Here is a 10,522-nt window from a genome sequence, read left to right on the forward strand (position 1 = left end):
GCCCGTACCACCGGCCCGGCCGGTCCTGGCGGGTACGCGGTGCCTCCCGGCGGCACCCGTCGTGCGGCGCCCCGCAGATACTGGTCCTGCTCGTGGCCGCGACCTGCCTGAGCACGGTCCTCACCAGCTGTGGGGAGAGTATCTCCTCCCGGTCGGCGTCAAGAGTCCCGCGCGACCTGATCCCCCTCTTCCAGAACGCCGCGGCGGTCTACGGTGTCCTCACCGCGGCCCAGCTCGCGGCCCAGGCCCGGGTGGAGAGCAAGTTCAACCGCGACGCGGTGTCCCGCGCGGGTGCCCGCGGCATGATGCAGTTCCTGCCCGGCACCTGGGAACAGTTCGGTGTCGACGGCAATGCCGACGGCGCGGCCGACCCGTTGGAACCGGCGGACGCCATCCTTTCCGCCGCGCGTTACGACGCCCACCTGGCCCAGCTCGTCCAGAAACTGCCCGGCGACCGTGTCTCGTTGATCCTGGCCGCCTATAATGCGGGACCCGCGGCTGTCCGCGATGCCGGCGGAGTTCCCGATTTCGCCGAGACGCGAGCATACGTCGCGAACGTCCACAACTGGACCAGCCGCTTCAACGACCAGCTCTAGACAGGCCAACTTCAGACATACCGGCACCGGGCACACCGGCGCCGGACATATGCCGGCGGCCCCGCGCACGCCGCCCGGGGCCCCGGGAAAACCGATGGAGAAAACAATGACCGACAATGGTGGGCGGTGACACGGCCGCTGCCGGACGCCGACGCCACTCCGTCGCCCGCTGCCGACCCGGCGGTCGAGGACGTCATCCGGCGGATCGAACGCTCCAGCGGCATGCTCGCCAGCCGCGCGGTGGCCCGCATGCACGAGGTCCTGCCCTGGTTCACGCCCATGTCGGCCCGGCACCGGGCCGACATCCAGCTGGTGGTACAGGCCGGGATCTCCTCGTTCGTGGAGTGGTGCCGGAGTCCCCAGCACGCCCGGGAGCTGTCCGGGGACGTGTTCCGGGTCGCTCCCCGTGACCTCGTCCGGGCTGTGACCTTCCGCCGCCTGGTCGAACTGGTGCGGGTGGCGGTCGAGGCGATCGAGGCCGAGGTGCCCGCGCTGGCCGGCCCCGAGCACGAGCAGCGGCTGCTCGCCGACGTGCTGCGCTACTCCCGCGACATCGCCTTCGCCGGCGCGGTCGTCTACGCCCGCGCCGCCGAGGAGCGGGGCGCGTGGGACGCCCGGCTGGAGGCGCTCGTCGTGGACCACGTCGTGCGCGGCGAGGTGGAGCGGGCGCTGCCGTCACGCGCGGCGGCGCTGGGCTGGCGCAACCCGCCGTCCGTCGCGGTGATCGTCGGGGACACCCCGGACCGCTCCCCCGAGGTCGTCGTCGACCAGGTCCACCGCCTCGGGCGCGGGGCCGGCCTGGAGGTGCTCACCGGCGTCCACCACGAACGGCTGGTCGTCATCGTCGGCGGGGACTTCGTGACCGCCGCCGCCGCCGCGCGGCGGCCGGCCCGGCCCGGCGCCGCCGGCTGCGGCCGTGCCCTGCTCGACGCCGTCGACGCCCTGTTGCCGGCCTACGGGCCCGGTCCGGTCATCATCGGCCCGGTCGCCGCCGACCTGGCCACGGCCGCCTCCTCGGCGCACGCGGCGCTGGCCGCGGCCGACGTGGTCGCGGCGTGGCCGGCCGCCCCGCGCCCGGTGACCGCGCAGGCGCTGCTGCCGGAACGGGCCCTCGCCGGCGACACCGGAGCCCGCCGCGCCCTGATCGAGGACGTGTACACGCCGCTGCGGGAGGCGGGGGCGCCGCTGCTGGCAACGGTGGGCGCCTACCTCGACCTCGGCGCCTCGCTGGAGGCCACGGCCCGCGCCCTGTACCTGCATCCCAACACGGTCCGTTACCGGCTCCGCAAAGCCGCCGACGCGTGCGGGCTCGACCCGACGGACCACCGGGAACGGTTCACCCTGCACGTGGCGCTCATCCTGGGCCGGCTCGCCGCGGTGTGACCGCGGGCCGGCCGCGACCGGCACGGGCGCACCGGCGCCCGGCCCGGCGGGACGCGTTGCCATCACTTGTCGCCCGTGTCACCGAATTCCCCACCGGCCTGGTGATGGGCAATAAAGATATGGGACGGCCGAATCACTTTGTAGAGCTCCCACAATGAGCCGACGGCACAACGGTGAGTGCCCGCCAGCGACAGCCGGCGGTCAGGAAGGGTTAGGTGGTCCGGTGCTCGCTATCCTCGCCCCAGGCCAAGGTGCCCAGACTCCCGGTCAGCTGAAACCCTGGCTTGAGATCGGCGGTGTCGAGCCACGGCTGCGGTGGTGGTCGGCCGCCGTCGGAATCGACCTTGTGGACGTCGGCAGCGACGGCTCCGCGGAGACGATCCGCGACACCGCCGTCGCACAGCCGTTGATCGTCGCGACCGGTCTTGTCGCCGCCGAACAGCTTTCCCTTCCCCGGACGGGTAATCTTCTTGTCGCCGGCCACAGTGTGGGGGAAATCACCGCTTCTGTCCTGGCCGGTACCCTGGACGCCGAAAGCGCGCTGGTGTTCGTCGCGTTGCGCGGCCGGGCCATGGCCGAGGCCGCCCGGCGCGTCCCCACCGGTATGACGGCGGTCGTGGGCGGCGACCCGGACGAGGTCACCGAACATCTGCGCGGGCTGGGCCTGACCGCGGCGAACCGCAACGGCGCCGGGCAGGTCGTCGCGGCCGGCTCCCTCGAGGCACTGGCCCGCCTCGCCGAGGAGCCGCCGCCACGCACCCGGTTGCGCCCACTGTCCGTAGCCGGCGCCTTCCACACCCACTTCATGCGGCCCGCCACCGACCAGCTCGCCGGGATCGCCCCCGGGCTGCGCCCGCGGACGCCTGTCGTGGCCCAGCTGTCCAACGCCGATGGTACTGTCATCAACAACGGCCCCGAGCTGGTCCAGCACCTTGTCGATCAGGTCGCCGCACCGGTGCGGTGGGACCTGTGCCTGGCCCGTATGCGTGATCTCGGGGTGACCGCGATTGTGGAACTACCACCCGCCGGGACGCTGGCAGGCATAGCCAAAAGGGAGCTCACCGGCGTGCAGATCCTCGCTGTGAAGACACCTGACGACCTGCCCGCGGCCCGTGAACTGATCGCCCGCCACACAGACGCGCCGGGTGGCGGCGGCCCGGATGGCGGCGGCCCGGCCGCCGCCGACGGGCTCGTGGGAGCGACGCGGTGAACGGCTCCCGGCTGATGGGGATCGGCACCTACCGCCCCGCCCGCCTGGTGACCAACGACGACCTGGCCAAGCGGGTCGCGACGTCCGACGAATGGGTCCGCTCGCGGACCGGCATCGCCACCCGCCGGATCGCCGACACCGACGAGACCATCGTCGCGATGGGATCGATGGCCGCGGAGAAGGCGCTCGCCGCGGCCGGCATCGACGCCGCCGAGCTCGACATTGTACTGCTGGCGACCTGCACGAACCCGTCCCAGATCCCGGGCTCCGGGCCGCAGATCGCGCACCGGCTGGGTGCCGTGCGCGCGGGCGCGCTCGACATCAACGCCGGCTGCGCCGGCTTCTCGTACGCCCTGTCGATGGCGTCCGACATGGTCCGGGTGGGAAGCGCCCGACACGTCCTGGTGGTGGCCGCCGAACGGCTGTCGGACTACACCGACTGGGATGACCGCTCCACCTGCATCCTGCTCGCCGACGGCGCCGGGGCCGCGGTGGTCGGGCCCGCCCCGACCACCGAGATCGGCCCGGCGGTCTGGGGCCACGACGGCGGGAAGGCCGGCGCCATCAGGGTCCCCGGGTACGGCGACAACCTCTTCCGCATGGAAGGCCAGACGGTGTTCCGGTGGGCCATCACCCTGACCCCGACGGTCCGGCGCGCCTGTGAGCTCGCCGGGGTCGCGCCGGCCGAGCTCGCCGGGGTCATCCCGCACCAGGCCAACCTGAGGATCATCGACGCGCTGGTGACCGGCATCGGCGCCACGAACGCCGTGGTCGCCCGCGACGTGGTCGAGTCCGGCAACACCTCGGCCGCCAGCATCCCGCTGGCATTCAGCCGGATTCTCGACGGCGGCCAGCTGCGGCCGGGCGATCCCGTCCTGCTGTTCGGCTTCGGCGCCGGCCTGACCTACTGCGGTCAGGTCGTACGTTGCCCATAGGATTCATCGCACCGGCCGAGGACGACACGAACCTGGTTGTTCGCGTCTTCCGACAGCCCGCACCAGTTGGAACCACGTTCGGCCGATGATGGCACGGGTAAATCCACCCGTGTTGTCCGTGACGTCAGAGAAGAACAGGAGAAACAATGTCGCAGTCCGATATTCTGGAGGGTCTCGCCGCAATTCTTGAGGAGGTCGCCGGAGTCGACCCGGCCGACGTCACCGCGGACAAGACGTTCATCGACGACCTGGACGTCGACTCGCTGTCCATGGTCGAGGTCGTCGTCGCCGCCGAGGAGAAGTTCGACGTCAAGATCCCTGACGAGGACGTCAAGAGCCTCAAGACCGTCGGCGACGCGGTGTCCTACATCCAGCGGGCGGGTGTCGCCGCGTGACCGCGACCCCCAGGCAGGTCGTCGTCACCGGCCTCGGGGCAACCACCCCTCTCGGCGGCGACGTCGCCTCCACGTGGGAGGGCCTGCTCGCGGGCCGCTCCGGTGTGCGCCGGCTGACCGACGAGTGGGTCGAGCAGCTTCCGGTCCACATCGCCGCGCCCGCCGCGGTGGAACCCCCGCTGGAGCGGCTGGAGGCACGCACCCTCGACCGCGTGCAGCAGCTGGCTCTGGTGGCCGCCCGGGAGGCGTGGGCCGACGCCGGAACGCCCGAGGTCGACCCCGAACGGCTCGCCGCGGTGGTCGGCTCCGGTATCGGTGGGGTGCTGACCCTGCTCAACCAGTACGAAGTACTGCGCGAGCGGGGCCCACGCCGGGTCTCCCCGCACGTGGTGCCGATGCTCATGCCCAACGGCCCGGCCGCCACCGTGGGGCTGGCCTTCACCGCCCGGGCGGGGGTGCACGCCCCGGTCAGCGCGTGCGCGTCGGGAGCGGAGGCCATCGGCTACGCCCTGGACATGATCCGGGCCGGCCGGGCGGACGTGGCCATCACCGGCGGGTCGGAGGCGGCGATCCACCCGCTGCCGCTCGCCGGGTTCGCCCAGATGCAGGCCCTGTCCCGACGCAACGACGCCCCGCAGGCGGCATCCCGGCCGTTCGACAAGGGACGGGACGGGTTCATCCTCGGGGAGGGCGCCGGTGCCCTCGTCCTGGAGTCCGCCGAGCACGCCGCCGCCCGCGGCGCGCGGGTGTACGCCACCCTGGCCGGGTCCGGGACCAGCGCGGACGCCTACCACGTGACCGCCCCCGAGCCCAGCGGCGCCGGCGCGGCGCGGGCCGTGCGGGCGGCGTTGCACTCCGGCGGGCTGACCCCGGCCGACCTCGTGCACATCAACGCCCACGGCACCTCCACCCCCATCGGGGACGTCGCCGAGGCCCACGCGCTGCGGGCCGCGCTCGGGGACACCCTGGACGGGGTGGCGGTGACCTCCACCAAGTCCATGACCGGGCACCTGCTCGGGGCGGCCGGGGCGGTCGAGGCGGTGATAGCCGTCCTCACCCTGCGGGACAGGGTCGTGCCGGCCACCCGCAACCTCGACGCTCTCGACGACGAGATCGACCTCGACGTGGTGTCCATCGACAACCGTGCCATCCCCGCGGGCGCGGTCCTGTCGAACTCGTTCGGTTTCGGCGGGCACGACGTCTGTCTCGTCTTCACCCCCTGAGCGCGGCCCGGCCGACCGGCCGGGCCGACCGACCGGCCGGGCCGCCCCGGCGTCCCACCGGCACCCTGACGGGAACGACGCGTCCCACCGCTGGTCACCGGACCCGGCATCCACCCTGTCGGTGATTCCGCCCGGCCGGTTCGCGTCCTGTCCAGTCAGTCCGTTCAGCTAGCCCGTTCAGCCGGATGTTCATGGCGAACACCCGGTACCGACCGTCGCATCCGGCCGGCGCGGTCGGTGGCCGGGTGCTCCTGCGCGCGGGTGCCGGTTCTCCGCCCCGCTTTCCCTGTTCTGGTTCCTCCGCTTTCTCTTCTTTTCTCCGCTCCTTCTCTCCGCCTGCTTTTTTCGTGCTGACAACCAGCGGATCACATGCCCCGGCCGCTGTCCGACATAAACAACGGGAAATTACGGGTGACTACGACAGAAAACCGTGAGGACCCGTCCGGTCGCAAACGGGAACGATGATCCGATGAGCCCACCGGCCGCGGCGCGGCCCGCGGGCGCTCGCCTGCTCTCGTCACTGACCCAGGGATCCCAAGGAGATAAACGGTGAGTCTCTCCACGCTCGAACGCACCGACCCGCGTGCCCCGTCGGCCCGGCTGGCCCAGTTCTTCGACCCCGGCACCTTCGAGCCCTTCGCCGCCGCGGACACCTCCGGCGTGCTGGCGGGAGTGGGCACCGTCGAGGGCAGCCCGGTGGTGGCCTTCGCCACCGACGCGGCCATCCAGGGCGGCGCGATGGGACGCGAGGGCTGCACGCGGATCGTCGACGCCATCGAGGCGGCGGCCCGCCTGCGCCGCCCGGTGGTCGGGATCTGGCATTCCGGCGGGGCCCGGCTGCGGGAGGGAGTGGCCTCCCTCGACGGGGTCGGCCGGGTGTTCGCGGCCACGGTCCGCAGCTCCGGGCGGATCCCCCAGATCTCCCTGGTGCTCGGCGCCGCCGCCGGTGGCGCCGCCTACGGCCCCGCGCTGACCGACATCGTCGTGATGGGCCCGGCCGCCAAGGTCTTCGTCACCGGCCCGGACGTCGTACGGACGGTGACCGGTGAGGACTGCACCGCCGACAGCCTGGGCGGGCCCGACGTGCACGCACGCCGCAGCGGGGTCGTCGCCGTCACCTGCGACTCCGACGAGGCCGCCGTCGCCCGGACCCGCCGGTTGTGCGCGCTGCTCGGCGAGCAGGGCGGCATCGCCGCGGTGGAGGCCCGCGAGCTCGGTGACCTGCTGCCGGAGTCGCCGCGCCGCGCCTACGACGTCCGCCCGCTGGTGGCGGGCATCCTCGACGACGACGTGGTCGAGCTGCACCCCCGCTGGGCACCGAACATCGTCACCGCCCTGGGCCGGCTCGGCGGCCGGACGGTGGGCGTGGTCGCCAACAACCCGCTGCGCCGCGGCGGCTGCCTGGACGCCACGTCCGCGGAGAAGGCGTCCCGCTTCGTGCGGATGTGCGACTCCTTCGGCGTGCCGCTGGTCGTCCTGGTCGACGTCCCCGGCTACCTGCCCGGTGTGGGCCAGGAGTGGGACGGTGTGGTCCGGCGCGGCGCGAAGCTGCTGTACGCGTTCGCCGAGTGCACCGTGCCCCGGGTCACCGTCGTCACCCGCAAGGCCTACGGTGGCGCCTATGTCGCCATGAACTCGCACAGCCTGGGCGCGACGGCCGTGTTCGCCTGGCCGACCGCGGAGGTGGCGGTGATGGGCGCCGAGGCCGCCGTCGGGATCCTCCACCGGCGCGAGCTGGCCGAGGTCCCGACCCAGCGCCGTCCGGAGGTGGTCGCCGAGCTCGCCGCCGAGCACGTGCGCGTGGTCGGCGGGATCGACCGCGCGGTGGAGCTGGGCGTGGTGGACGCCGTGGTCACCCCGGCGGACACCAGGGCGGCGGTCGCCCAGGCCATCGCCGCCGCCCCGGCAGGTACCGCGGGCCACGGCAACATCCCGCTGTAGGCCCCGGTCCGTTGTAGGCCCCGGTGTAGGCGTGATCGCTGCCGCGCCCGTCGTCCCGGCTGTCCCGGCTGTCCCAGCTGTTCCAGCCCTGCCTACGGGACGGCGGGCGCGGCGTCCAACGCCTCCCGGATGACGTCCGCGACCTGGTCGGCCTCCAGCAGGAACGCGTCGTGCCCGTACAGCGACCGGATCACCGCGAGCCGGCCGGCCAGGGCGGGCACCCGCACCGCATCGGCGATCTCACGCTGGAGGTACAGCGGGTAGAGCCGGTCGGAGTCGACGCCGGCCACCGCGACCGGCACCGGGCAGCGCGCCAGCGCCGCGGCCACCCCGCCCCGGCCGTGGCCGGCGTTCTGGGTCATCATCGCCCGGGTCAGGGCCACGTAGCTGCCCGCGTCGAACCGGCGGACGAGCTTGTCCGCGTGATGCTCGACGTAGGACTCGGCCGCGAAACGGCCGTCGGGCTGCGCCCGGTTGCCGAAGCGGCCGGCGAGCTCCCGCTCGCTGCGGTAGCTGACCTGGGCCATCCGGCGGGCCAGCCCCATCCCCGTGTGGGGGCCGGCACCGGCGGGCTGGTGGTGGTAGTCCCCGCCGTGCCAGCCGGGGTCGGCGGTGACCGCCGCGATCTGGGTGGAGTACAGGGCGATCTGCTCGGCGGTCGCCGCCGCCCCGCAGGCGACGACCACCGCCCTGGCGACGCGGCCGGGGTGGCGCAGCGCCCATTCCAGGGCGCGCATCCCCCCCATCGACCCGCCGACCACGCCGGCGAAGCGCCGGATCCCGAGCGCGTCGGCCAGCAGCGCCTCCACCAGCACCTGGTCACCGATGGTGATCCGCGGCCAGCGGCTGCCCCAGGGCCGCCCGTCCGCGGCGGCCGAGGACGGGCCGGTCGTCCCCTGGCAGCCGCCCAGGACGTTCGGGCACACGACGAAGTAGCGTTCGGTGTCCAGCGGCCGGCCCGGACCGATCATCGCATCCCACCAGCCGCGGCTGGCGTGCCCCGGGCCGGCCGGGCCGGCGGCGTGGCTGTCACCGGTCAGCGCGTGCAGGACCAGCAGGGCGTTGGACGCCGTCGGGTCGAGCCGCCCCCACGCCTCATAGGCCACTGTCACGCCGGGTAGCGACGCCCCGCTCTCCAGTTCGACCGGGCCGGGCAGCTCGACGAACCGGCGTGCCCCGGCCGGGTCGCGCCCGGCCCGCCACCCGCCGGAGACGGGCGGCAGGCGCTCGCCCACCGCCCCGTCCGGGCTGGCGCTGTCAGCCCTTGGCGGCACGGAAGCCGGCGTCGAGGTCCGCGAGGATGTCGTCGATGCCCTCGATCCCGACGGAGAGGCGGACGAGGTCGGGGGTCACCCCGGTGCTCGCCTGCTCGGCCTCGGTGAGCTGCGAGTGCGTCGTGGTGGCCGGGTGGATGATCAGCGAACGTACGTCGCCGACGTTGGCCAGATGGCTGAACAGCTCCACGCCCTCGACGAACTTCCGGCCCGCCTCGGCACCGCCGACGATCCCGAACGACAGGATCGCGCCGGCGCCCTTCGGCAGCACCCGCTGGGCCCGGTCGTACCACCTCGACGACGCAAGCCCCGGGTAGTTGACCCAGCTCACCTCGTCCCGCGCCTGGAGCCACTCGGCCACCCGCTGGGCGTTGGCGGTGTGCCGCTCGATCCGCAGGGAGAGCGTCTCCAGACCCTGGAGCAGGAGGAACGAGTTGAACGGCGAGATCGCCGCGCCGATGTCGCGCAGCAGCTGGACGCGCGCCTTGGCGATGAAGGAGCCATGGCCGAGGACGTCCCAGTAGACCAGCCCGTGATAGCTCGGGTCGGGCGTGGTGAAGTTCGCGAACCGGCCCGACGCGCCGAAGTCGAACCGCCCGCCGTCGACGATCACGCCGCCGATCGCGGTGCCGTGGCCGCCGATGAACTTCGTCGCCGAGTGCACGACGATGTCGGCGCCGTGCTCGAACGGCCGGTAGAGGTAGGGCGTGGCCAGGGTGTTGTCGACGATGAGCGGGATACCGGCGGCGTGCGCGACCTCGGCGATCCCGGCGGTGTCGAGCACGTCCCCCTTGGGGTTGCCGATCGTCTCGCCGTAGAACGCCCGGGTGTTCGGGGCGATCGCGGCGCGCCAGGCGTCGAGGTCGTCCGGGTCCTCGACGAAGCTGACCTGGATGCCCAGCTTGGGCAGCGTGTAGTGGAACAGGTTGTACGTGCCGCCGTACAGGCTCGCCGAGGTCACGATGTGGTCGCCGGCCTCGGCGAGGTTCAGGATCGCCAGGGTCTCGGCGGCCTGGCCCGAGGACAGCGCGAGCGCTCCCACGCCCCCTTCGAGCGCGGTGATCCGCTGCTCGAAGACGTCCTGCGTGGGGTTCCCGATCCGGGTGTAGATGTTGCCGGTCTCACCGAGGGCGAACAGCGCGGCGGCGTGGTCGGTGTCCCGGAAGACGTAGCTCGTCGTCTGGTAGATCGGCACGGCGCGGGCGCCGGTCGTCGGATCCGGCTGGGCGCCGGCGTGGATCTGGCGGGTCTCGAACGACCAGCTCTCTGCTGACATGGAACGTGATCCTCCCCGGAGATGGGCGGCTGCGCCGGACAGGCCGCGTTAGCACTCATACCGGGACGGACGCGACCGCCGGGTCACGGCCACATGGATTACGAACATCACCAACGGCCGTCAGGCGGGACAACAGGCCTCGTCCACGAACGGGCGCGCCGGGTACCCCCGCATGTCGCACGACATGATTGACCGGGAGCGCACATTTCGGACTCTAGCACCCACAAGCAGACCCTGTCCCCGGGAAGGGCCTCTCCTCGGGGACGGGGCCAATCTCTCGGGGACGGGG

Annotated in this window: 9 protein-coding genes; 7 read left to right on the top strand and 2 right to left on the bottom strand. The window is 73.0% G+C overall.

What is annotated here, in order from left to right; translation table 11 throughout:
- The 7 genes from AC5LUJ_RS12705 to AC5LUJ_RS12735 form a co-directional block, all read left to right on the top strand.
- A partial coding sequence (locus AC5LUJ_RS12705) for a lytic transglycosylase domain-containing protein (RefSeq protein WP_493464980.1) occupies nucleotides 1-596 on the top strand: 596 nt, incomplete at its 5' end.
- A gap of 126 nt (nucleotides 597-722) precedes the next feature.
- On the top strand, nucleotides 723-1,979 hold the full coding sequence (locus AC5LUJ_RS12710) for a PucR family transcriptional regulator (protein ID WP_493464981.1): 1,257 nt from the start codon (nucleotides 723-725) through the stop codon (nucleotides 1,977-1,979).
- Between the two features lie 223 nt (nucleotides 1,980-2,202).
- Nucleotides 2,203-3,189: an ACP S-malonyltransferase gene (locus tag AC5LUJ_RS12715; RefSeq protein ID WP_250284442.1), complete on the top strand. Its 987-nt coding sequence runs from the start codon at nucleotides 2,203-2,205 to the stop codon at nucleotides 3,187-3,189.
- The gene (locus tag AC5LUJ_RS12720) at nucleotides 3,186-4,124 is read left to right on the top strand and encodes a beta-ketoacyl-ACP synthase III (RefSeq protein WP_250284443.1); all 939 of its coding nucleotides are present in this window, start codon (nucleotides 3,186-3,188) and stop codon (nucleotides 4,122-4,124) included. The genes AC5LUJ_RS12715 and AC5LUJ_RS12720 overlap by 4 nt, the downstream gene beginning before the upstream one ends.
- Nucleotides 4,125-4,270: 146 nt before the next feature.
- Nucleotides 4,271-4,519, top strand: a complete 249-nt coding sequence (locus tag AC5LUJ_RS12725) for an acyl carrier protein (RefSeq protein ID WP_047221415.1) — start codon at nucleotides 4,271-4,273, stop codon at nucleotides 4,517-4,519.
- Nucleotides 4,516-5,742 (top strand): beta-ketoacyl-ACP synthase II, encoded by a 1,227-nt coding sequence (gene fabF, locus AC5LUJ_RS12730; protein WP_250284445.1) that lies wholly within the window; start codon nucleotides 4,516-4,518, stop codon nucleotides 5,740-5,742. The genes AC5LUJ_RS12725 and fabF overlap by 4 nt, the downstream gene beginning before the upstream one ends.
- 549 nt (nucleotides 5,743-6,291) lie before the next feature.
- Complete coding sequence (locus AC5LUJ_RS12735; protein WP_250284447.1) at nucleotides 6,292-7,683, top strand: acyl-CoA carboxylase subunit beta; 1,392 nt, start codon at nucleotides 6,292-6,294, stop codon at nucleotides 7,681-7,683.
- Between the two features lie 92 nt (nucleotides 7,684-7,775).
- On the opposite strand, the gene metX is transcribed toward AC5LUJ_RS12735, so the two are convergent.
- Together metX and AC5LUJ_RS12745 are read right to left on the bottom strand one after the other, a co-directional pair.
- Nucleotides 7,776-8,918, bottom strand: a complete 1,143-nt coding sequence (metX, locus tag AC5LUJ_RS12740) for a homoserine O-acetyltransferase MetX (protein WP_250284449.1) — start codon at nucleotides 8,916-8,918, stop codon at nucleotides 7,776-7,778.
- 22 nt (nucleotides 8,919-8,940) lie between these two features.
- A complete protein-coding gene (locus AC5LUJ_RS12745) occupies nucleotides 8,941-10,233 on the bottom strand; it encodes a bifunctional o-acetylhomoserine/o-acetylserine sulfhydrylase (protein ID WP_250284451.1) in 1,293 nt (430 codons plus the stop codon).
- Between the last annotated feature and the right edge of the window lie 289 nt (nucleotides 10,234-10,522).

The sequence above is a fragment of the Protofrankia sp. CiP1_Cm_nod3 genome (genome assembly GCF_982290655.1).

What these genes read in the sequence shown, in the direction of transcription:
- AC5LUJ_RS12725 (WP_047221415.1), top strand. Translation starts at nt 4,271, where the DNA reads ATGTCGCAGTCCGATATTCTGGAGGGTCTCGCCGCAATTCTTGAGGAG.
- AC5LUJ_RS12745 (WP_250284451.1), bottom strand. Translation starts at nt 10,233, where the DNA reads ATGTCAGCAGAGAGCTGGTCGTTCGAGACCCGCCAGATCCACGCCGGC.